The 23,093-nt window shown below is 47.7% G+C and carries 21 protein-coding genes; 5 read left to right on the top strand and 16 right to left on the bottom strand.

Features of this window, described 5'->3' with window-relative positions:
• The first annotated feature begins 9 nt into the window (after window positions 1-9).
• From G8759_RS11400 to G8759_RS11390, 3 genes are read left to right on the top strand one after another with little or no spacing between them, the layout of a single operon-like run.
• Complete coding sequence (locus tag G8759_RS11400) at window positions 10-876, top strand: sensor histidine kinase (protein WP_167208014.1); 867 nt, start codon at window positions 10-12, stop codon at window positions 874-876.
• A gap of 42 nt (window positions 877-918) precedes the next feature.
• Window positions 919-2,091, top strand: coding sequence for a PP2C family protein-serine/threonine phosphatase (locus tag G8759_RS11395; protein ID WP_167208012.1), 1,173 nt, complete (start codon window positions 919-921; stop codon window positions 2,089-2,091).
• Window positions 2,092-2,125: 34 nt separating this feature from the next.
• Window positions 2,126-3,139, top strand: a complete 1,014-nt coding sequence (locus tag G8759_RS11390) for a bestrophin family protein (RefSeq protein WP_167208010.1) — start codon at window positions 2,126-2,128, stop codon at window positions 3,137-3,139.
• A gap of 58 nt (window positions 3,140-3,197) precedes the next feature.
• Here the strand turns inward: G8759_RS11390 and G8759_RS11385 are convergent, their stop codons facing one another.
• From G8759_RS11385 to fmt, 3 genes are all read right to left on the bottom strand, one after another.
• Window positions 3,198-3,719: a dihydrofolate reductase gene (locus G8759_RS11385; protein WP_167208008.1), complete on the bottom strand. Its 522-nt coding sequence runs from the start codon at window positions 3,717-3,719 to the stop codon at window positions 3,198-3,200.
• A gap of 55 nt (window positions 3,720-3,774) precedes the next feature.
• Window positions 3,775-4,761: a polysaccharide deacetylase family protein gene (locus G8759_RS11380; RefSeq protein WP_167208006.1), complete on the bottom strand. Its 987-nt coding sequence runs from the start codon at window positions 4,759-4,761 to the stop codon at window positions 3,775-3,777.
• 76 nt (window positions 4,762-4,837) lie between these two features.
• Complete coding sequence (gene fmt, locus G8759_RS11375; protein WP_232074212.1) at window positions 4,838-5,761, bottom strand: methionyl-tRNA formyltransferase; 924 nt, start codon at window positions 5,759-5,761, stop codon at window positions 4,838-4,840.
• Window positions 5,762-6,079: 318 nt separating this feature from the next.
• Between fmt and greA the strand changes: the two genes are divergently transcribed.
• Window positions 6,080-6,553 (top strand): transcription elongation factor GreA, encoded by a 474-nt coding sequence (greA, locus tag G8759_RS11370; protein ID WP_162386404.1) that lies wholly within the window; start codon window positions 6,080-6,082, stop codon window positions 6,551-6,553.
• A gap of 90 nt (window positions 6,554-6,643) precedes the next feature.
• A complete protein-coding gene (locus G8759_RS11365) occupies window positions 6,644-7,033 on the top strand; it encodes an HIT family protein (RefSeq protein WP_167208004.1) in 390 nt (129 codons plus the stop codon).
• 92 nt (window positions 7,034-7,125) lie between these two features.
• Here the strand turns inward: G8759_RS11365 and G8759_RS11360 are convergent, their stop codons facing one another.
• From G8759_RS11360 to G8759_RS11300, 13 genes are all read right to left on the bottom strand, one after another.
• Window positions 7,126-8,046, bottom strand: a complete 921-nt coding sequence (locus G8759_RS11360; RefSeq protein ID WP_167208002.1) for a metallophosphoesterase family protein — start codon at window positions 8,044-8,046, stop codon at window positions 7,126-7,128.
• Between the two features lie 352 nt (window positions 8,047-8,398).
• Window positions 8,399-8,917, bottom strand: coding sequence for a GNAT family N-acetyltransferase (locus G8759_RS11355; protein WP_167208000.1), 519 nt, complete (start codon window positions 8,915-8,917; stop codon window positions 8,399-8,401).
• 243 nt (window positions 8,918-9,160) lie between these two features.
• Window positions 9,161-11,569, bottom strand: coding sequence for an FtsX-like permease family protein (locus tag G8759_RS11350; RefSeq protein ID WP_167207998.1), 2,409 nt, complete (start codon window positions 11,567-11,569; stop codon window positions 9,161-9,163).
• Window positions 11,570-11,584: 15 nt separating this feature from the next.
• Entirely contained in the window at window positions 11,585-12,292 is a 708-nt protein-coding gene (locus tag G8759_RS11345; RefSeq protein WP_167207996.1) for an ABC transporter ATP-binding protein, read from the bottom strand.
• Between the two features lie 65 nt (window positions 12,293-12,357).
• Window positions 12,358-13,578 carry a helix-turn-helix domain-containing protein gene (locus G8759_RS11340; RefSeq protein ID WP_167207994.1) on the bottom strand — a complete coding sequence of 407 codons (1,221 nt, stop codon included), beginning with the start codon at window positions 13,576-13,578 and terminating at the stop codon, window positions 12,358-12,360.
• 104 nt (window positions 13,579-13,682) lie between these two features.
• The gene (locus tag G8759_RS11335; RefSeq protein ID WP_167207992.1) at window positions 13,683-15,221 is read right to left on the bottom strand and encodes a sulfatase family protein; all 1,539 of its coding nucleotides are present in this window, start codon (window positions 15,219-15,221) and stop codon (window positions 13,683-13,685) included.
• A gap of 45 nt (window positions 15,222-15,266) precedes the next feature.
• A complete protein-coding gene (locus G8759_RS11330; protein ID WP_167207990.1) occupies window positions 15,267-17,447 on the bottom strand; it encodes a hypothetical protein in 2,181 nt (726 codons plus the stop codon).
• A gap of 47 nt (window positions 17,448-17,494) precedes the next feature.
• Window positions 17,495-17,821 (bottom strand): L-rhamnose mutarotase, encoded by a 327-nt coding sequence (locus G8759_RS11325; protein ID WP_167207988.1) that lies wholly within the window; start codon window positions 17,819-17,821, stop codon window positions 17,495-17,497.
• A 2-nt stretch (window positions 17,822-17,823) separates the two neighbouring features.
• A complete protein-coding gene (fucP, locus tag G8759_RS11320) occupies window positions 17,824-19,215 on the bottom strand; it encodes an L-fucose:H+ symporter permease (protein ID WP_167207986.1) in 1,392 nt (463 codons plus the stop codon).
• Between the two features lie 118 nt (window positions 19,216-19,333).
• Window positions 19,334-20,119 (bottom strand): L-fucose dehydrogenase, encoded by a 786-nt coding sequence (locus G8759_RS11315; protein WP_167207984.1) that lies wholly within the window; start codon window positions 20,117-20,119, stop codon window positions 19,334-19,336.
• A 75-nt stretch (window positions 20,120-20,194) separates the two neighbouring features.
• Window positions 20,195-21,019 carry an amidohydrolase family protein gene (locus tag G8759_RS11310; protein ID WP_167218885.1) on the bottom strand — a complete coding sequence of 275 codons (825 nt, stop codon included), beginning with the start codon at window positions 21,017-21,019 and terminating at the stop codon, window positions 20,195-20,197.
• Window positions 21,020-21,097: 78 nt separating this feature from the next.
• On the bottom strand, window positions 21,098-21,955 hold the full coding sequence (locus G8759_RS11305; RefSeq protein ID WP_167207982.1) for a fumarylacetoacetate hydrolase family protein: 858 nt from the start codon (window positions 21,953-21,955) through the stop codon (window positions 21,098-21,100).
• A gap of 324 nt (window positions 21,956-22,279) precedes the next feature.
• Entirely contained in the window at window positions 22,280-23,053 is a 774-nt protein-coding gene (locus tag G8759_RS11300) for an SDR family NAD(P)-dependent oxidoreductase (protein ID WP_167207980.1), read from the bottom strand.
• Window positions 23,054-23,093: the final 40 nt, after the last annotated feature.

Below are 23,093 nucleotides of genomic sequence, written 5' to 3'. Positions count from 1 at the left end.
ACCCTGCGTATGGAAGACTCTAAACAAGTAGCAAGCCCAGGAAGCCCGTCAGATTCCTCACCGATAGGTGATCCGGAACTGGCCTTGCTTCGGGAACGCGTAGCAGAACTGGATCGGCTGGCATCAATTGGTCAGCTCACAGCAGGCATTCTGCACGAGATTAAGAACCCGCTCAATTTCATCACCAACTATGCCCGCCTATCTTTCGACTTGATTGATGAGATTGAAAGCATTACGGTGAAGTTTGAGGATCACCCAGAATACCCTGAGCTGATTGACGTGCTGGGAATGCTTAAGAGCAATGTTACCCGCATTCGGGAAAATGGCGAACGAGCCGAACGGGTCATTCTGGGAATGCTTGCGCAGACACATTCAGGTTCGTCAAATTTTGAATTGACGGAATTGAATACAATGCTGGAAGAGTTTACCAAACTGGCCTATCAGGGTGTGCGATCAGGCGACAAAGATTTCGTGGTATCGCTTGTATTTCAATTAGATCCAACCGTTGGAAAGGTACTTCTGGCACCCTACGAGTTTAATCGCGTCATTCTGAATTTAGTCCTCAATGCCTGCTATGCCGTGAATGAGCGCCGAAAAAAACAGATCGATGGCTATAAGCCAACCATCACAGTGGCGTCGCAGAGGTCAGACGATCATATTGACGTCAAAATTCGTGACAACGGCGATGGTATCCCTGATGAGGTCAAGCAAAAATTGTTTACGCCTTTTTTTACGACAAAACCCGTTGGAAAAGGAACAGGACTCGGTCTTTCATTAAGCCTCCAGATAGTCAATGAATTGCACAAAGGAAGCTTAAGCGTGGAGTCGGAGCCCGGAAATTTTACTGAATTTACCATCAATCTGCCGCTTAATTAAGCGAATGCAGAAACGTTCTATAACTCTTTAATAATCAAAACAATGGCAATTAAAATTCTTAGTGTAGATGATGAAGCGGATATGGAGATGCTGATAACTCAGCGATTCAGAAGGCAGATCCGTGACAAAAATTTTGAGTTTATTTTCGCATCCAATGGTTCAGAAGCGCTCGAAAAGCTTGAGGAAAACAAAGATGTTCGTCTGGTTCTCTCAGACATCAATATGCCTGAAATGGATGGCCTGACTTTTCTGTCAAAACTGAACGATCAGAACAATCCGTACCTCAAAGCAGTGATGGTTTCAGCGTTCAATGATATGGACAACATTCGAACGGCGATGAATCGGGGAGCGTTCGATTTCGTGACGAAGCCAATCAATTTCGATGATCTGGAAATCACGATCAATAAAACGATCCGGCACGTTGAAATGCTGGTAAACTCGCAGAAAGAGCACGATCAGTTAGTGGCCATTCAGAATGACATCAACATTGCGCAGGAAATTCAACAGGCCATGCTTCCTAAAACATTCCCGCCCTTTCCTCACCGCACCGATTTTGACCTTCATGCCTTTCTAAAGGCTGCCAAACTTGTGGGGGGCGATTTGTTTGATTATTTCCTGATGGACGAAAATCGGTTGTTTTTCCTGATTGGCGATGTTTCGGATAAAGGTATACCCGCATCGCTGTTCATGGCCATTACCAAAGCGATCTTCAAGAGCCATTTTTCCAATAAAAACTGTGAAGCAATTGCCGACGAAGTATACCAGATCAATTCATTTCTCAGTGCCGATAACCAGTCGATGATGTTCGTTACAGCATTCGTTGCTATTCTCGATCTTACAACCGGCGTAGTGGAATATGTAGATGCTGGTCATGAACCGCCCCTCATTATTCGGCGAAACAATGAGGTTGAAGTACTCAAAAAGAAGGGAGGTCTGGCGTTGTGCATTGATGGCGAATTCCCGTACGTATCAAGCACGTTTGTACTGGAGCCAGGCGATACACTCTTTACCTATACAGATGGTGTACCTGATGCCAACAACCATACGGGTGAACGTTTCGGCATAGAACGGGTAAAGAAAATATTGATTGAAGAAACCGTTTCGGCTGCTCCCAGGCACATTAATGAAACTGTGCTCAAAGAGATTCAGGCATTTATCGGCGACAATGCTCAATTCGACGACATTACGGCACTAACACTGCATTATGCAGGCTGAGGCACTTCATCCCACTTAAACTTGTGCTCAAATCATGTATACAGCTAAACGTATTCCTTTTCGCATTATAGCCCCATTTGCCTGGCGTGCTGTCCTTTTTTTTGCCGTATACTCGTTCATTATCTGTTCGTTATATGTGTGGGCTGGCTGGACATTTCTGGCTGTGCCATTTGTACCCATTGCCACTATAGGCACTGCCGTTGCTTTTTACATCGGGTTCAAAAGCAACTCTTCTTATGAGCGTTTGTGGGAAGCCCGGCGCATCTGGGGTAGTCTGGTTAATGCCAGTCGATCGTGGGGAATTTTAGTAATGGATTACGTCAGTACCCTTAATACACCGGTCTGCTATCCACCCGCCGAATTGTATCGTATTCAGCAATTGCTCATTTACCGGCACATTGCTTATCTGAACGCGCTCCGAATCCAGTTACGCAGTCGGCCAATCTGGCAGGAAGATGTCAACATCGGTGCCAACATCGTTGAGAAACAGCAGGCGTTTAACCAGGGACAACTGGATAAAGAATTGAGTTTGTTTTTGCACGACGACGAGGTCGAATATTTCGTTAATCGACAGAATCCGGCTACGCAGATTATCAAGTGCCAGTCAAAGCAACTTCGCGAACTTCGCGCAGCCGGATTGATTTCAGAATATTACCACACCGACATGGAGCGAATGCTCACGGAGTTTTATTCGCAGCAGGGTGCTTGTGAACGGATTAAATCGTTTCCGTTTCCCAGGCAATACGCTTTCTTCAGTTACTTGTTTGTGATGATGTTCGTCGGTATCCTCCCGTTTGGGTTGCTCACTGAAATGAGTAAAGTAAGTCCTGCTCATCTATGGTTAACGGTGCCTTTTTATACAGTAATTGCCTGGGTATTTTATACGATGGAGGTTGTAGGCGACACCAGTGAGAATCCATTTGAAAATAGCATCAACGACATTCCTATGACGGCTATTTGCCGCAATATTGAAATTGATCTACGCGAAATGCTCGGTGAGACTGAACTTCCCCAGCGGGTTCAGGCCGTCGACAACATTCTAATGTAAAGAACCTCACCTTCCCGAAATGCCAGTTAAACGTTCGGGAAGGTGGTTGTCAGACCCGTTACAGGTCGTTTTTTCGCTCATACTCTACAAAATCGAAGGCCACCGCGTGTCGGTCATCGGCGGGGTGCGGTCGGCGGCTAACTTCCTGCCAGTCGTCTTTGTTAAAAGCCGGGAAATACGCATCGCCCTCAAAAGCCTGATAAAGCTCGGTCAAATATAATGTTGTTGCGATGGGTAAGGCCATTGCATAAATCTCGGCGCCCCCAATTACAAAAATTTCATCAGGTAGATGGGCAGACGCCTGCTCGATCACTTTCGTTGCTTCAGCAATAGCATCGTTGAGAGTATGAACAATGATTACACCACCGGCCGAAAAATCCGGATTTCGGGTAATAACAATGTTTGTACGGTTGGGTAGCGGCTTTCCCAGCGATTCAAGCGATTTACGGCCCATAATAATTGGGTGATGGCTGGTTTTTCGCTTGAAAAACGCAAAATCATCGGGTAAATGCCAGGGTAAGTCATTATCACGACCGATAACCCCATTCTGCGCAACCGCAGCAATTAAGCTAATTTTCATAAGGATGGAATGACTGACTGAGTAAATGCCTCGAAGCATTCACCCAGTCACTTGGTTACATTTTTTTGCGCCTTTCCAGTAGCTCGCGCCAGGTTGTAACAATGATACCTTCTTTCTCGACAAATGCCTTCAGCGCCGGGTCCATCATGGCCAGCATATCACCGTTTCGGGTTTGACCCGAACTACTGATCTGATCAAATGTTGCAGTTGGTGCCGTGCAGTGCATGATAATATACGTTAGACCCGGTTGAGCCGACTTCAGCAGCTCAATGAATTTCTGGGTCTTGTACTTCTGTACGTTTTCATCGGTTACAGGCGTACCCGCAGGCAAAGTCCAGCCATAGCTCGTACCGTCCAGATCATCCAGAACCGGGAGCCCCGCATCCCAAAGCTGCTGACCAACCTGGTGAATCAGCTTCTGTAAGTCAGCAGGCACATTGTTTGCCTTAATAATTAACGACGCATGGCCGCCGGGAAAAAGGATCGGAATTTTTTCCTCCATTGCCAGCTTGGCATAGCTCATCACAAACTTCGGCTGGAAGAGCGTACCCATGTGTGAATCCATATGCGTTGGCTGAAATCCAAACGACCGATAACGAGCCAGTTGTGCCCTGATTTCAGCATCTACCTCCTCCACCGATGCGTGTTCTACGACCTGCGCCACCGAATGCCAGAACGCCCCCTGTTCATCGTACAAACCGGGGGCTTTGTCGCGCCCGACCAACGGCGACCACCGGTAGTTATCCCATTCTGATGTCAGAGTGAGGTGAACCCCCGCATCCACATTTGGATTCTTTTTGAGATACTTGAAGAATTGCGGAACCCATCCACAGGGCATCATAATACTCGTCGAATTGGCAATGCCTTTATCGATGGCGTTGATCGTTCCGACGTTCGATTCATAACTCATTCCGGCATCGTCTACGTGAAAAATGACCACCTTTTTCCCTTTCGGGAAGCCTAATTTTTCAGCATAGGTTGCCGTTTGAGCTTGTGTTGCACTGGTTGTAATCAGAAGGCAGAAAGCGATAAATAATTTCATATGTGAACGGTTTTAGGAGGAATAAAAGCAAACTGAGTTCGGTTAATCACAAAATTAGCCGGTTAGATACTAGTGATCAAAGGCGATTCCCCCGTAAAAACTCCTCAGCGGTCATTCGCCGTTTTCCCTCGGCCTGGATCGAATCAAGGCTTAACCAGCCATCGTCCGCCCGAACCAGAATTGTCTTTTTGTTATCGGTATAGGCCTCCCCTACTTCAGCCGCAAAAGGTGAGTCATTGGCCACTGTAACCGCATAGACTTTAAAGAATTTTCCGTTAATCATCGTCCAGGCCGATGGGTAAGGCGACAAACCGCGAACGAAATTCCGGATAGTATGTACTGATTGATTCCAATCGATCTCGGTGGTTTCACGGCTTAGTTTCGGGGCCGGTTTCAACGCATCAGCCGTAGGTTGAGGTGTTCGTGGATACTCGCCCTCTTCGATAGCCCGAACGGTTTTCAGGACCAGCGCAGCGCCACGCTCCATGAGCCGATCATGCACGGTTCCGGCGTTGTCGTCGGGATAAATGGGTTCGTAATCCTGAAAAATCATCTGGCCCGTGTCAATTTCTTTTTCAATAAAAAACGTAGTGACTCCCGTCTGCGTTTCGCCGTTGATGATGGCCCAGTTGATGGGAGCGGCTCCCCGATACTGGGGCAACAATGATCCATGCAGGTTAAACGTTCCAATAGTGGGCATCGCCCAGACAATCTCGGGCAACATCCGAAACGCTACGACCACCTGTAAGTCAGCTTCATAACTCGCCAGTTGTTCCAGAAACGCTGGATCACGCAGTTTTTCAGGTTGCAGTACTGGTAAGTTGGCCTCTTCAGCCGCTTTCTTTACAGGAGAGGGAGTAAGCTGCAAACCGCGCCCCGATGGACGGTCAGGAGCTGTTACAACGGCAACGACATTGCAGCCACCGCCCAGTAGTCGTTGCAGGCTGGCAACGGCAAAATCGGGCGTACCCATAAATACAATGCGAAGTGGTTTATTCATGAATCCTTAACTCAGTTTTTGTACCAGCAGATCAGTCAACTGTTGATATAGCCGGGAAGTATTTCTATTTTTGTATCAACGATGCGTTGCTCCAAACGTGTCTCGTCAGAAGTGATCGACCGGCAAACGGTTATGCCCATGCGACGAACAGACTATCATATCCCTAAACCGCTCGCTTCGGTCTCCCGACGGCGACGCTGACACGGCTGCAAAGAAAACCAATTTGGTTGCAGAACGGTCGGTGTACCGTTCTTTTTGTTTTAGGAGCAACCCAAAACCCAATGTGAAAAAAACGAGTAAGTAAGTTACGTACGTATTATGGCAAAAATTTCTTATTATACCGAAGAAGGACTCAACCGGCTCAAGGCAGAGCTGAATGACCTGAAAACTAAAGGCCGGACTGAAATTGCCCGCCAGATTGCTGAAGCCCGCGATAAAGGTGACCTTAGCGAAAATGCCGAATATGATGCTGCAAAAGATGCTCAGGGCCTTCATGAGTTAAAAATATCGAAACTCGAAGAAGTGTTGTCGAACGCCCGTATTCTGGATGAATCCACGATTGATGCCTCCCAGGTATCCGTTTTATCGAAGGTAAAAATCAAGAATAAGAAAAATGGGGCGGAAATGCTCTATACGCTCGTTTCGGAGGAAGAAGCTGATTTAAAATCAGGCCGGATTTCGGTGGGTTCTCCAATCGGCAAAGGGCTCCTGGGCAAGCGAGTTGGCGATACCGCCGAAATTAAAGTGCCCGCTGGGATTATGGAATTTGAAGTCGTTGAAATTGCCCGGTAAACCAATGGATAATGACTAATGTGAACTGGATAATGAGTACTGGCTCCTATCTTGCATCAGTCATTATCCTGTTCACATTAGCCATTTTTTATGCCCTCTATCTTCTCCCGCATCGTCGCTGGTGAAATTCCAGCTCATAAAATCGCTGAAACCGACGATTATCTGGCCTTTCTGGATGTCATGCCGACCACTACGGGTCATACGCTGGTTATTCCCAAAAAAGAGGTTGATTATATTTTTGATCTGGACGACGATCTGTATACCGGATTGATGGCTTTTGCCAAAAAGGTGGCCCTGGCTATCGAAAAAGCGATTCTCTGCAAACGCATTGGCGTAGCGGTTGTTGGCCTGGAGGTACCTCATGCACACGTTCACCTGATTCCGCTCAACTCAATGGCCGATATGAATTTCCATAATAAATTAAAGCCAAGCCAGGAGGAACTCGCAGAAACAGCAGCCCGTATCCGGCAGTACCTGTAAACGAAGCAACTACTTTACACCCAGACTATCAACACATTACAAATAGGGTTATTGGAATTTGTTCCCCAAATTCCAATAACCCTATTTGTGTATCAATAATTGACGTAGGTGTTTTCTAGCGAGCCATCATCGTATAAATCCACGACCGCATACCCGGCGGCTGTATGATGATACCTACCAAACCACCATGCTCCACTAACGGCTCCATTACAGAAATAGGAGATCCCGTTATAATCGACCCGGTCGACCAGATGAATGTGACCACTCAGGGCTGATTTCACGTTTGGGTGGCGCTGAAACAGGTTCGTCAATCGAACCGTATCGCTGTGCATCCAACGGGCGGGTATATTCCAGTTTTCACCGGCAAAACGCTGCCCATCGAAAAATACGCAGGCTGCCAGGATTGGAACGTGTGAGATCACCAGAACCGGCGTTTCGGCAGAAGTTGCCCTTAAATCAGCTTCAAGCCAATGGTATTGTTCATCGTCGATATGAGCCGTATACCAACTTCCATCTGCTTTAGGCTGAACGCTGTCGAGAACAATAATATGCCAGCCATTGCGGTCAAGGCTGTAATACCGGCTCGTCATCTGCAACTCATCCATTGCCCACTTACGACCTGCTTCAAAACAGGCAGTGGTCTCCTGCTTACACCAGATATCGTGATTGCCAATACAGTTCAGAATGGGTAATGTGTTCTCACTCCGCAGAACATCCTGATAAAGCCGCCACTGCCGACGAACGCTATCCTGCCCACGGCCATGTGCTTCCATAACCGCATCACCGCCGTTGATAATCAGATCAGGTTTGTCAGGTAGCCCCTGTGCATGGTGAAGGCACTTTTCAAAGCCTTTTACGGCTCCAACCAGCGGCTGAATATGCACATCCGTTAAATGTGCGATTCGAAGTACACGCTGTTTTGATGTTGCTGCCAGAGAAGCAGCAGTTAACTTAGTAGTAGAAAGAGCCGCAAGGCTCGTACCCATTCGCCTAACTACGTCCCGACGATTCATGCGTACATTGGTTTGCGCAAAGTACGGCCTCGCCTGTGAACTGCGGATTAAACGCGTTTTATGTTTCTGTTAGATATTTGAAGTCTTCAGCCGGATTTGTTCACAGGAAATCAATACGTTGTACTCATCTGGCGGATCTTTAGCACTATAGATCAGGAATATTGATGATCACTTTTCGCCACTGCCTGAACGATTCAGGTTCGAATATCGGTAGGTATACAATCCGGCATGCCGTATGCGATCATGCTGGAAAATCCGCAAATACGTTAATAAGCTCATTCTAACTTTACGCGAAGGCCACCGAATGGATTCAGTAACCCGGATGTGTATTCAGACAATCTAGTTTTCGTAGTTACTGATCTGTCGTATAGGCATATAAGGCCTGATCTAATACCTCGCCATTCTTGACAGCGCTTCGACGCATTATACCTTCCCGTTGATAACCCACCTTCTCCAGTACTTTTATGGAAGCCGTATTTCGTACAAAAGGGACGGCATAGATTCGGGTTAATTCAAACTGGCTAAAGCCATACTCGGTTACGGCTTTTAAGGCCGCCGTCACGATTCCCTTGCCCCAATAGCGCTCGCCCAGCCAGTAGCCCACTTCGGCCGAACAACGCTCAATATCCTGGTGCAACTCTAAACCAATGGCTCCCACGGCTTCACCAGTGACATCAATGGCAAAGCCGATTTCTGGCCTTTGATCAATTACATGGTTAATCCATACCTGTGCATCCGTTTGGGTGTAGGGATGTGGGAATCGATCCCGCAGATTAAGCCAGATACCTTTGTTGTTGGCATGGATGTGCAGGCGTTGTTCATCGCCATGCTGCCAGGAGCGGATAACACAAGGGCCACAGTCGATACGCATATTGATGTGTTTACGTCAAGCTAGATACAATTTCGGAGCATAATGTTACGAAAGTATTACCATTCCGAATATATTTGGACACACATAGGCTACTAAAACAACTAACCGTGGTTTGAAATCAGGAATCGGAGGTTAGCGGGCTTCAACGGTCTTATCAATTTCGGTACTGCTCAAAAAAAAAGGTTACCTACTGAGCTTTCCAAAAGATGAAACGTTCAGGAAGCTCAGTAGGCAAACCGTTCATTACTCATAAGCCAGGGCTTCGCGTGTGGTGAGCTTGTTTGCCCGGCGCGCTGGAAATAAAGTTGCCAGATAGGAACCGGCTATAATAATTCCGACCCAGATACTACAAGCAAGCGGTGAAATTATGAGTCCTAATTGCGTACGGAAAGCCATATTGCCAATAAAACGCCCAAGATAGGTTGATAGAAGAAGAGAGAATCCAAAGGCGAGTACAATACTTATGGCCCCAATTGCCAGTCCCTCCCACACAATCAGGTTTCTGATTTTTCGTGGCGTTGCGCCAATGGCCCGCATCACACCGATTTCGCGCGTTCGCTCCATAACATTCATACTCATCGTAGACAGTAACCCAAGCGTACCGACCAATGCCATGAGTATGGCCATTGCCAGTAGTGAATTTATTAAGATCTTCATGTGGCCCGCAATGGCATTATGCAACAGCCAGACCGGAACGCTCGAACGAACGGGGATATTATCTCGCTCAAGTACTTTTTCAACTGCACGGGTTTTGTCTGCGGCATACGCTTTATTCCGATCCATAAACGCAATACGCAATGATGTAGAGCGTCCGTCAGTAGCCATGTACCTGGCAAAGGCATCTGAAGAAACATAAGCGGTTGCCGGAGAACCAACATCTTCCGTAAATCCGATCACATTCCAGGTTGTTGCTTTTCCGTCGACGGATAGCGTTAGGGTGTCACCTAGTTTGATACCCGGCGATACGGCGCGGGCTAACTGATTCAATACCACATCGGTTGCGTTACGCTTACTTAACCAGTTCCCTTCGAGTAAGGTGGGTTTTAATAATCGGGTAGGAATCGGAATCGCCTGTATCGTAAAACTGCCGTGCCCTTTATCTGGATACGTTTGCGTAATGCTATAAGGGCCATCCTTCAGGAATGAAGCCGGGGCATAATTACCCCTTTCCACGATCTTCACCCCAGGTATATTCTTCAGTTTTTCCACCAGCGTTTCGGCTTGAATAGGCTGATTTAGCCGTATTTCAAGATCATATAACCGTTGCGTATAAATTCGGCGGAGGTTATTAGTCCAGGCTTCTGAGACATTCATCGCCGTCATAAACGTAGCTCCACCAGCGGCCAGTAAACCGAGTGTCATACCCAATCGTGAGCGTTGACGAAAAGCATTCCGCAGAGAAAGCTTAAGCGTATCGCCTAAAAAGCGGGCCTGAGTTAGCCGGGTAACCCAGTTTGAATGAAGCGAACTCGTTTGTGATAATCCATAATGATCCATAGCGCTCCGTACCGACAGCCTGCTTCCCCGGATAACGGGAACCGAAACGGCCAGAACAGGTATGATAATACCAGTACCCATCTGTACCAGAAACACCCAATTCGGTATCGAGCGATCGGTCAGGTCGATATTGAGCAGCACGGCAATTTTTGTGTAGAAGATCGAGGCAGCCAGCCAACTGAAGGGTATGCCGATACTTAAAGCTGCCAGACAGAGCAAAAACATCATAAACAGATAAAGTCTGGCGATCTGCCCCGAGTTAGCACCAATTGTTTTCATGACGCCAATCTGACGAATATGTTTCACCATCAGCGTAGCCATTGATGTAGCAACCAGAATGGATGCCAGAATCAGAATAAGAAAACTGAATACGATAAAAATGGACATCACGGCATTCATTTGACCCTGATGAGGGTGCCGATTCGGTGGTGGAACCTGAATTTCGTGGATCGCATAGCCTTCCTTCGTTAGCCAGGCCGCAACCGCTTTTGCCTGCTGGGTAATGTGCTGCCTGGAGTTTTCCTGCGTATTCACCTTTATTTTGAGCTGATCAAAATTTTGGCTCTCTCCCAGCCAGTGCAGCGTAGCCAGCGTAATGTACCCATAACCAGCCTGTTCCTGCCAGGCCGGAGCCAGCCCCGGATCGTGGACAGTGCCCGTTATTCGGATTAGCTTTGGTGAACCGTTTTGGGTTTTTATCGTAATTTCTGCCCCTTCTCCGGCATCCATCATGCCCAACGCCGTTCGTTCGGCAAGCATCGCCCCTAGTGCAGGTTCGGTATCGCCAGATACATGATTGAATTTACTGATACGTAGCTTCCTGAAATCGTCAATAACAAAAAGCAGTAAGGGATACCACTTATCGTGGATTTTCATTCTGGCCTGCAACGTAGCGCGCCGGTCGGCTTCCTGAATACCGGGCAGCGTTTTTACACGATCGACTAGTTCACGCGAAATACCTTCTTCCAGCTCAATAGTGGCCGAGGCTGGTTGGGTGCCCAGGTAATTCACTGCCATTTCCCGCTTCACGACCGCATAACCGCCCAGGATGCTACCAATCCCAAATACGCCAATGGCAATTGCGAGGACTAGCATCAGGTTTTTCGGGTAATCCGATGTCAGGTCCCGCAGGACTTTCAGGTATCTGATTTTCATGAGTTCAGAGTGTAGTTAGGCTGATACCGTGGATGTATTGGTAATAACCCCATCCGAAATAGCGATCGTATTCTCAAAAAAGGCCGAGAATTCTTTTTCGTGGGTAACAACAATGACGGTTTTACCTGCATGAGCCAGCGAAGCGAACAATAGGAAAATGGAGGATGCCGTTTGAGAATCCAGATTACCGGTTGGTTCATCGGCAACGACAATGGGAGGGTCGTTTGCCAAAGCCCTTGCAATGGCCGCCCGTTGCTGCTGACCACCCGATAAGGCCGAGGGAAACTTATCAGCCTGGTCAAGAATGCCTACCCGATCTAACTGCTGGAGAGCTCGTACTTTCCTGTCCTTTTTCGGGTATGAATCGCAGAAATCCATGGGTAGCATTACATTCTCCAGAATTGTCAGCGTAGGAAGCAGCTGAAAGAACTGGAACACTACCCCAATGGTTCGGCCCCGCCAGGAAGCCAGCGCGCTCTCTGAAAGTTTGTCAATATGAACTCCATTGACTGAAACACTTCCTTCGGATGGCTTGTCTATACCGGTAATGAGGTTGAGCAATGTGGATTTCCCACTACCCGATTTGCCGGTTACGGCCACCAATTGCCCCGCCGGAATACGAAGGGTAACATTTTTCAAGGCCTGAAATGAGCCGGAAGCCAGCGTAAATGATTTCGTGACGCTGGTGAGTTCGATTGCGTTTTTATGTTGCACCTTGTTCATTTGTTTTTAGGCAATGTTCGGGAACAAGAGCACGCTGATCGTCTGGCAAAATCCTGTTGGACGTCTTATTTCGAAACCGTTTTCATATACTCGGTTGGGGTCAGGCCAGTAAAGCGTTTGAAGATCAGATTGAAGGTCGATTTAGATTTAAACCCGGCTTCCAGGGCTACTCCCAGCAGACTAAAGTGTTTCATTTTAGGATCATTCATAAATTCCTTTACCTGCTCGACACGGTATTTATTCACGAAATCGTAAAAATTATCGCCTACGCCTTCATTGATCAGGTGCGACAAAACACTACGGCTAAGATTAAGCTGTTTAGCCAGACTGCTGAGAGTTAATTCCGGATCGAGGTAAGGCTTTTCGTCTTCCATGAACAGGCGTAAACGATCGATCAGCCGCTGGTCGGGTTTCTTAATCACAGTTTCCGCCGAAGCTGAATTCGCCGGAATTTCTACGTCATCAATCTGAAAAACCTCCTTCTGAAGTATCCCTTTGTAGCCTAGAGCGAATATAGACAGCGAGAAAATTACTGCAATGGTTCGATTTATCCAGGCCATATTGCCATGATGAATCAGGTTAATCAGAACAAGCAGAAAAAAGAGTGTGATTCCCAGAAAGATCCCCATAAAAAAGCGTACCCAGGCAATGCTAACATTCTCGGTATTGGAGACCTCCTGTTCAATGAATCGCTGATACGACAGCCATCGTTTATTGATAAAGAATAGATACACTGAAAATTGTACGACCACGAATAGCCAGAACAGAATAGCCAGCCAATGTGAATGACCATTTAAATGGATTATCAGGGGATCGTCGGAAGGTATTTTTTTTAGAATAAGGGAGAAAAATATCAGTACCAGGAACGGGATAAAATGAACGGTTAACCGAATCGATTGTTTGGCTCTCTGTCCCGTAAGTTCTTGAGTATAAAACCATAACAAAGGAGCAATAAGGGAAAAAGTAGGATCACCAAGCCGGAAGGCTTTGATGGAAAAATGCATCATTATCCGTCCGGCATATAAAATGTGCAGGACACTGAACGACATGGCCAGGAGCAAAATGGAGAGAAACAGATTCGCCCGGCTCTCCCGAACGCTCTTGCTGTTCAGGAGCAACGTAACAAAAATTCCCTGTACAATGCCTGCATAGGTTAAAATCAGAGAAAGCTGTTCGAAAAATACCGACAAGGTGCTGAATTGCTCTGGAGTGAAAAAACACGTTTTACGGGCGTAAAAGTACGAATTGACGCCAAGTCGCTCGTCCAGCTGGATTCTGATGGACACGTTATCGTCAACAAATCATCGCTTTAGTTCCAACCCCGTTTTCATGTGGCGGGTAGTTCACCGATTATACTCAACACGCCTGATGCCACCTCAACACTCTTTTATCAGAGCCCTTCTTTGGCCAGCATGTCGACGGCTTCTGTGTCTTTATAGGCCAGTGTTTGTTTCTTGAGTTCCTTTTTTAACTGGCTGATTATAGCTTGATTTTTGGGATTGTTGTAGTCATTTTTCAGCTCATTTGGGTCGGTTTTCAAATCAAAAAACTCCCAGAATTCGCCTTTCCCGTAAAAATATATCAGTTTGTAGCGATCTGTGCGAACACCAAAATGAGGCAATACCCGGTGATCGGCCGGATATTCGTAGTAATGGTAATAAACCGCTTTGCGGGCCTCGCTGGGTTTGGGCAGCGGTAAAAACGACTTTCCCTGCATATCAGCCGGGATTGGCAGGCCCGCCATTTGCAGGATAGTTGGCGCAAAATCGGTGTTGACAAACAGTTGATTCGTTACAGAACCCGCCTTGAGTCTGGGCGGATACCGAACCAGCAACGGCATATGCATCGACTCCTCGTACATAAACCGCTTGTCGAACCAGCCGTGTTCACCCAGGTAAAATCCCTGATCTGATGAATACATTATCAGAGTATTGTCGCGCATTCCCTGTTTATCCAGGTAATCGAGCACACGCCCTACGTTCCGATCAACGGATAAAACACAGCCCAGATAATCGTGCATATACCGTTGGTACTTCCAGTTATCCAGCGCTTTACCCGTCAGATTACGAGATTTGAAGTCTTGATTGAGCGGGTCATAGTAGGCTTTCCAGGCCCGTAGTTGAGCCGGATTCATGCGCTTAATGATTGGCATCGTATCAATATCGACTTTCAGGTCGAGGCCCAACCGCATGGTGGTTGTAATCTGCATATCCTGATGCTGGGCCGCTTTTCTGCCTTCGTAGGTGTCATAAAACGTAGCGGGTAACGGAAATGTCTGGCCATCAAACGCGTGCAGGTCGGTGGTGTCGGGTTGCCATTCGCGGTGGGGCGCTTTATGACCAATTACCAGACAAAACGGCTTCGAAGTATCCCGGTTATTTTGCAGCCAGTTCAGCGCATCATCGGTAATCAGGTTTGTCACATAGCCTTCTTTCCGAACAGTCTTGCCATCCATCTGAATGATATTAGGATTATAATACAATCCCTGGCCCGGCAGTACTTCCCAGAAATCGAAGTACTGAGGATTAGCTTTAAGATGCCATTTGCCAATCCAGGCGGTTTGATAACCAGCCTGTTGCAGGTACATCGGAAACATCGGCTGGCTAGCGTCGAAGGTGGTGTAATTGTCGCGGTGGCCGTTACTATGGCTGTATTTCCCCGTGAGTAATGTTGCCCGGCTAGGTGCACAGATCGAATTAGTGCAGAACATATTCTGAAACACGGCCCCTTCGCGCCCAATGCGATCAATGTTTGGGGTTCGAATGTATGGACTACCATAAGCGCTGATGGCTTGCAGGGCATGGTCGTCGGAAAAGATAATGATTATGTTTGGCCGGGGAGGAGCCATTTCCGTTACCGGAAACCAACGGAAAGCGGCCAGGCCAAGCAGTGTGATCAATCCCAAAAAAGCGTTCGTAAACCAGGTCATTGTTTTTTCGAATAAGGCATTAAACCTGTACTAATTAATTGTCGCTCACTTCAACACCACCTCACCTGTCGTTGCATTCAGCAGCAGGTTTGTTCCCTGTTTTAACGGAAACCTAACCGCCTTTCCATTTTTTAGTCGAATCGTTCGCAAACCACCTTCTTTGGTATGCAACAGGAGCAAGCCCGAATTAGCGTAGGTAAAGTCGTTTTGTTCGTTGTAAATATGGCAACCAGCTTGCCGAAATACCTCCCGGAAGCCGTCCGTGCCATTCAGCGGTAAAGCACAGAAAACCGATGTATAGTCTTCACCTTGTTTGCGGGCGATCACGGCCTGTCTGGTCTCATCTAACTCGGCCAGAGTCTGCGTAGTTTTATCATTCACAACCAGCATCGGCTCCACAATTCCATTAAATTTATAGGTATAGCTTGGTTTCAGGAATTTCACGATCGGGATCTGGTTAACCTGAGTTCGTTCCAGGTTCATACCCGTCAGCGATTTCACAAAATTCAGGTCTAATCGATCACCATTGGAATAACCCGTCAGGTAGTTCCAGACGATGGTACGCCCATTCTTTGCTACCTTTTCCTTGATAAATTTCCGCTGGGTATCCGTCAATTTATAGACGTTCATGAATACGATGGCTTTGTATTGATCCAGATTAAGTCGATCGAGATCAAAATCATAGACCTGATCGCCAACCGTTCCTGATCGTAAGGCCTGTTCAATGGAGTGGTCAATAACATTAACCGTAATGGGTAATGGGGCCGATTTCAAATAATAAAACACATCCTGGCTCCAGACATACAGTACATCGGCTTCAGAATGGTAGGGAATGGACAGTCGTTTTTCGAAAAACTGTTTCTCCTCCTTCATACTGGCCAGATATTTCGAATTATCCCACCAGCCAAAACCCTTCTGTGGACCAAAATCATAGAACCAGTAGCCAATACCCCGCATCAGTGGCAGTAAGGCACACCGACGAATGATACTGGCGTAGGTCGAGTCGTACCGTTCCGTGTAACGGATGTTCTCAAAGTCGTTTTTAGCATGCAGATAGCCATTATCAATCTCATCGAACCATAGTTTACCATGCAACAGCGTCGATTCAATAATACCCCGCGAATTACCCGACCCGCCCGCTTTTCGGCTGTCGGGCCAATAGGTTTGTGGAGCCGATAAGTAGTCTATGTAAGGACTGTCCAGAATCTGCCTGATAAACAAATGTCCGCCCACTGTCTGACGGTTGAATGTCATGTGCAGATAGCCGTAGAAAATGCCCGTAACAATGGGACGAGGCCAGGTTTCTTTCACCAGCCTGCAGAAGTAGATCGCATCGTCGGCTACCACTTGTTGCTGAGCGTTGAAGTAATCAATCGTACGCTGCTCCTGAACGGGATCTTTGAAAAAACCATCCTGAGTCCTAAGCCGCTCGACGGTAGTGGGCACCGTTGCATTGTCGAGAGTAAAGTCCTTTGTGCGCCAGTTTTTTTGAAGTGACTGAGTGGTTTTATATTTCGTCCTGAGCCAGTTGCGAAAATAAGTCGTCATGGCCGGACCCGTATCAGGATCATGCTCAATGAAGCCCCAATAATGCCATTCACCGTAAATACCACCGGCTACATGCATGCCAATAACGGCGTTTCCTTCGGGAGTTTTCGCTAGTTTCCGGCACAGTTCGACCAGCTTTTCCCCTGATTCCTGCTTCCATTTAGCCGACGCCAGACTCGCCCGCAGGGCTGCGTGAATATCGTGTTCTTCATTATGATACGGCGGCCCGGCTTTCAGGGTTGTATCGACCAGCGCATCGGCAAATTGTGTGCACTCATCCGGATTAGCTTTGTTCCACCAAAAGGGCGCGTTGACGTGAATGCGTACGACAACGCTGGCATCGGCGCATTGATCGAGCACTCCCCGCACCTGTCGTTGTGCCTTACGGATATCGAGTGTGTCGCTGTTTTTAGCCCAGATATCTTCAAGCCACAAATCAACTTGAAACAACCGAAAGCCAATCTGGCAGAAATTATTCAGATTTCGGGCAGGCACCTCCTCCCACGACCATCGGCCACCATACGCATGCGTAAGAGCATAAAAGGTTGGCGTTTGGGCAACTCCGTTGACGAATAGTGTAGGACGACCATTATCGGGCCTAATCACTGCCGATTTAGGCGACTGAGCGTAGAGAGCCTGACCAACGCAAACCAGAAACAGGAAACAAATAAGCTTCATCAGGCCTTTCTCAAAGCTGCCTCTCTTTTTGTATAACCCGATCACATTCACATCTTAAATATCTGATCCATCAGCAGCCACTTTTCTCCCGGTTTTGCCATCGGCAAGGTCTGTTGATAGGTCGACATGAGCGCTTCCCATTCCTGTACTTTCGGGTTGGCAGCATCAGCGGCCGATTTGGCCTCAAACGAAAACGTTTCGTCGGTTTCCATAATCATGAAGAGTCGATTACCGATTCGGTAAATCTCCATCTCCGTTATACCCGATTCCCGGATGCTGGCTTCAATTTCGGGTCGGATTTTTTTATGATAACCCTCATACTCAGCAATTAGAGTTGGGTCGTCTTTGAGGTCGAGAGCAAGACAGTAACGCATAGTTAAGGGGCAAGTTCAGGTGCAATATTTGGATTATGTAGATCACTGGTGTTGGTCCGATAGCCGTTCAGGGCAAAATAGACGATGAATGCGAAGCCAATTAGCGGAACCAGTAAGGCATAAACCGCTCCCTTAGCGAACAAAGCCCCAGCCACCAATGGCATCAGAGCCCCACCTACAATGCTCATAATTACCAGCGACGACGCAATTTTCGACTCGACACCAAGCCCTTTAGTAGCCAGCGCGAAGATAGTCGGGAACTGAATTGACTGGAAGAAATACGTAAAACTCAACGCAATCACTGCCGTCAGTCCACCAGCCAGCATAGCGATAACGACCATCGCTACGGCTCCAATGGCATATATAGCCAGAACGATATTGGGCCTGACACGCGTCATTAATGACGTACCAACGAATCGCCCCAGCATAAACAGGACCAGTGCGAACGAAGCGTGAAAGCCCGCAATCTGCGTCGCCGACAGATCTGTTGGTGAGCCGGTTATCGCATTAATAGCATTCATATAAGCTTCTGCCAGTGCCCAGTGTTCATCACGCGAGAAATCGAGCTTAAGATCAACAAAATAGCCCCATAGAGTTGCCTGAGCACCCACATTAGCAAACTGTGCAATAACCCCCAGCGCCAGATGGCGATGTCGCAATACACCCCAAATGGATGTTTTCCCCGCAGCCTGTTCTTCCTCAGCGCCCACTTCGGGCATTTTTGTAATGGCAAACAACAGGGTCACAAAGGCAATGATCGAACCGATGACAAGATACGGCCCCTGCACCGAGAGTGCTTCCTCGATTCGGATCGCTTCTGCCTGGGCCGGAGCCATGGCAGTGAGCATTTCGGGCGTGTATTCGGTTTTGGAGAAGATAAACAGCGCCCCGATAATTGGCCCAAGAATGATGCTGATGCCATTAAATGACTGTGAGAAGTTCAGCCGCCACTCCGACTTAGCCGGATCGCCAAGCACCGTAACGTACAGATTGGCTGCTGTTTCTAAAAAAGCAATACCGCAAGCCATCGTGAATAAAGCCAGCAGAAAGAAGCTATAGACCCGGACTTCGGCAGCCGGATAAAACAGGAATGCTCCTCCCCCGTAGAGCAATAAGCCAAACAGAATTCCGCGTTTATAGCCAAATTTCCGCATGACATATCCGGCGGGCAAAGCCATGAAAAAGTAGCCCAGATAGAATGCAAAATCGACGATGCCAGCCTGAAAACGGTTAAGGTCAAGTGCAATCTGAAACTGCTTAATGAGTGAGCCGTTGAGACTATTAGCCAATCCCCACAGAAAAAACAGGCTGGTAACGAGTGCAAATGCAAGACCGTAACTGCCGCTATCGCCCGACTTAATTTTGGGCGGAGTCGTTGGTGTTGGTAAAGCCATTCTTTTAGGTTTAGGTGTTTGTTTTGGGTAAGTAGTGAACAGCGGCCAGTACAGTACGTGCCGTTCCTGCGCATCAATCGGTACACGGCAGAGCCAGCAGTTCACAACTGTTGTTTAATCAATCAGTAATCGACCGATCAAGGTGTGTATAACCGCCATCGACATGAATTAATTGACCAGTCGTATGGCTGGATTTATCTGATAACAGGAATGCAACTGCATTAGCAAGCTCTTCGGTCGTTGTCATGCGGTGCTCGAGCGGAATTTTCGAGACAATTTGCTGAAGTTTTTTCTCTGGATTAGGTAAGGTTTTAATCCAGTTAGCGTATAAAGGTGTCCAGCTTTCAGCCACAATTACGCAGTTGACCCGAATACTATAGGGCAACAGTTCGACTGCCCATTCGCGGGTCAGCGCATTACGCCCACCATTGGCAGCGGCATAAGCCGATGTGTTGCCCTGCCCCGTTTCGGCTACTTTCGAGCCAATATTGACAATAGCTCCCTTCGACTCTTTAAGGGCAGGCAAAGCATGATGTGCCATCAGGTAATAATGGACCAGATTTCGGTGGAGAGATGCCATAAAATCCTCATAACTACCATTTTCAAGCCCTACACCGTCATTAACCCCCGCATTATTAACGAGTCCGTCAATGCGCCCAAACTGAGCCAGGGTTTGCTCAACGGCACGCTTACAGTCTTCGGGTTTGGTTAATTCGGCGGCAAACTGATGCGCCTGTCCACCCGTTTCCCGAATAGCGTTAACCGCCCGAAGGTTATCGTCTTCGTTGCGGCCAACAATTACCGGAATGGCTCCTTCTGCCGCCAGGACTGTCGAAATTCCTTCGCCGATGCCTTTTGCCCCGCCCGTAACGAGGATGATTTTATTGGTCAGGTTTAGATTCATTGTTGGCTGGGCCAAGCTCCAGCTTGGCCTGTCGAGCTTTATGTTAAAACACCAAACTGGAGCTTGGCCCAGCCATTAGAGGCTATAAAACGTTACGGCATTGGCTCCCATCACTTTCGCCTGAACATCATCACCCCAGGGAACAAGGTATTCTTCGATGAGATTTTTAACCTGTGTGTAATTGGCCGCGACCAGACATACAGGCCAATCGGAGCCAAACAGCAGCCGGTCGGGACCAAATTGTTCAAAGGCTACGTCGAGGTATGGGAAAAAATCCTTCTTACTCCAGTTTTGCCAGTCGGCCTCGGTTACCATACCCGACAGTTTGCATGAGACATGCTGGTTTTTAGCGATTTCGGTCATAAAATTCGACCATCGGCTAATTTCCTGCTTTTTGATATACGGCTTCGCCAGGTGATCTATTACGAAATTCACTTCCGGAACCTCGCGCACCAGATGCAAAGCCGCTTTAAGCTGGCTGGGATAAATCAGGATATCGTAGGTAAGACCAAACTCAGCTAGTTGACGAATACCCTGAATAACGGCAGGCCGCATCAGAAAATCGTCGGGTTCCGCCTGGGCTACATGCCGAAATCCTTTAACTTCCTTATACGTCGAGAACGCCTGTAGTTGGTCGTGCAGGGCTGGTGATTGCAGATCGACCCACCCAACAACACCTTTAACAATGTCGTAACTCTGCGCCATGCTGACTAGAAACATTGTCTCTTCTTCTGACTGCGAAGCCTGAACGGCAATACAGCCATCAACTCCGTTTTCGGTCAGAACAGGCTCCAGATCAGCGGGCAGGAAATCGCGCCGGATTACGGCCATATCCTCAGTAATCCAGCTATCACGAACCGGGTCGTAGTGCCAGAAATGTTGGTGAGCGTCAATAATCATAAGGTTACCCAGACATGCATGTGGTAGCATGAATAATGAGCGGGTCCTATCCGATCATCATTCATGCTACCGTACTCATTAGCCATTAAAAGAAACTGCCGTCTGTTTCTGTTCGCCCAGCCCTTCAATCCCCAGTTCGACCACATCGCCAGGTTTCAGGAATCGCTGTGGTTTCAAGCCCATACCCACACCAGCTGGTGTTCCGGTTGAGATGACATCGCCCGGAAGCAGGGTCATAAACTGGCTGATGTAGCTAACGAGGGTCGGCACGTTGAAAATCATATCGTCGGTATTGGAATCCTGCAACGGCTCTCCGTTAACGTTCAACCAAAGACGAAGAGCATTTGGATTCTCGATCTCGTCTCTGGTGACCAGATACGGTCCCAGTGGAGCGTATGTGTCGGCACTCTTGCCCTTCACCCACTGTCCACCACGCTCCAGTTGCCAGGCCCGTTCGCTGTAATCATTATGCAGTGCGTAGCCAGCCACATAATCCATCGCTTGATCCAGTTCTACATAACTGGCTTTCCTACCAATAATAATGGCCAGTTCAACCTCCCAGTCCGTTTTTTCAGACCGCTTTGGAATCACAACATTGTCGTTAGGACCCATGATCGCGGTTGTTGCCTTAAAGAACAGGATTGGTTCAGCCGGAACAGGCGCATTGGTTTCGGCTGCGTGTTTGGCGTAGTTCAAGCCAACGCACACAATTTTAGATGGGCGTTTGATACAAGGCCCGAAGCGTTCATCGGCCGGAACTTCGGGGCAGTTCTGGGCATGAGAAGCGAGCCAATGCGTCAATCGTTCAGGGCCATTGCTGGCAAAAAACGATTCATCGAAATCTTCGCCAAAATGGGTTACGTCAATGTGCTGGCCGGAAGGCAACAATACACCAGGATGCTCGTGATCGGGCTGACCGAAGCGGAATAGTTTCATGCAGAAAAAAGATACGTTAACTGGTAAAGCAGACTAGGCTGCAAGTTTAACCATTCTGCTGGAAACCCTCTCCTTTCGTGTTTTACGATTTTAGGCAAACAAACCTGTAATTGATTACTTATAATTTACAGGATCAGTATCTTTCCTACCTATTTCACCTCCAACTTTAACTATCCCTTACTTATGAAAATTTATACAGTACTCTTTTTAGGTCTCTTTTTTTCAAATTTGTTGACCTTAGCTCAGTCTCCAACGCCTTGAAACCACAAAACCTATAAGGTCTTCTAGACTTTATAGGTTTTGTGGTGTATTGATTTAAATAGCTCAATTATTCAATCGAATAAAGCCGCCATCCAATGGATAATCGGTGCCTGTAATAAAGCCTGCTTCATCAGAGCAGAGGTAGAGAGCTAAAGCTCCCACTTCTTTAGGTTCAGCCATGCGGCCAATGGGCTGTGTTTTCGAGAGTTTCTCAAACATTTCGGCCTCCTGCCCTGGATAGCTTTTGGCCAGGAATCCATCAACGAATGGTGTATGCACCCTCGCTGGCGAAATGCAGTTACAGCGAATATTGTCCTTCAGATAATCTTTCGCCACAGACAGGGTCATTGTCAGCACGGCACCTTTGCTCATCGAATAGGCAAAGCGATCCGGAATGCCAACTGATGCAGCCACCGAAGCCATATTCAGAATCACTCCTCCGCCATTGGCTTTAAAGTGAGGAATGATGGCATACAGGCAGTTGTAAACCCCTTTGACATTGATCCGGAAAATTCGATCAAAATCGGCTTCTGCGGTTGTATCGACCTTGCCGACGTGCGCAACACCCGCGTTGTTGACCAGAATATGGATCGGGCCCTGTGCCGCAATCTGGCCAACCAACTCAACGACCTGTGCCTGATTCGACACATCGATGGCGTGCGCTTCAGCACGGCCACCCGACGCGTTTATGTCATCGGCCACCTGGCGCGCCAGCGTTTCGTTGATTTCCAGTATGTGAACCGTTGCGCCAGCTTCCGCAAAAGTTTGAGAAATGGCCAGCCCAATACCACTGGCACCGCCCGTAACCAGGGCTGTTTTGTTGTTAAGAGAGAACATTTTTAACGAGCGAAAGAATGAACGAGCGAAAGAGTGATGA

The organism is Spirosoma aureum (genome assembly GCF_011604685.1).
Taxonomy (GTDB): domain Bacteria; phylum Bacteroidota; class Bacteroidia; order Cytophagales; family Spirosomataceae; genus Spirosoma; species Spirosoma aureum.
The sequence above is the reverse complement of the archived record's forward strand: the minus strand, read 5'-3'. Positions and strand labels throughout refer to the sequence as shown.